The sequence below is a fragment of the Alcanivorax sp. HI0044 genome, assembly GCF_001634945.1.
In genome coordinates, this window is record NZ_LWEZ01000177.1 from 1 (window position 1) to 602 (window position 602).

1 protein-coding gene is annotated in these 602 nt (G+C 60.5%); it reads left to right on the forward strand.

Features of this window, described 5'->3' with window-relative positions:
• A partial coding sequence (locus tag A3730_RS02110; RefSeq protein WP_063537383.1) for an alpha/beta fold hydrolase occupies positions 1–602 on the forward strand: 602 nt, incomplete at both ends.

Consider the following 602-nt stretch of genomic DNA (forward strand, 5'->3'; position numbering starts at 1 on the left):
AATGGTGAGCCGGTGATTCTGTTGCACGGTTTTCCCGACACTTATGAAAACTGGGCGGTGCAGATCAATGCTCTGGCGGATGCCGGTTATACGGCTATCGCGCCAGCGTTGCGCGGCTATGCGCCCGGTTGCCAGCCCGGTAACGGTGATTATTCCCTGTATGCTGCCGTGGACGACCTGATGGTTTTTGCCGCACAGCTGGGCGGTCGTGTGCATCTGGTTGGGCACGACTGGGGCGCCGCGGTGGGGTATCTGGCTTGCGCGCAGTCCCCGGAGACCTTCTGCTCATTCAGTGCCTTGTCTATTCCGCCCATCCGGCGGATTCCCCAAGCGTTATTGAAAGTGCCGGAGCAAGTATTGCTGAGCGGCTACATGCAGTTTTTCCAGCTGCCGCTGGCCCCGGAAGCCTGGCTCAAGCGCGGCGACCTGGATGGCGTGGAAGCGCTATGGCGGCGCTGGTCTCCCGATTGGGAGCCGGAGCTCTATCTGGATAATGCCAAGCACACCCTGGCGGAGCCGGGTGTGATTTCCGCTGCCCTAGCCTGGTACCGGTCCCTGTTCAAGGTGTGGAAAAAAGAGCATCGCAAAGCAAGAGCCTGGCT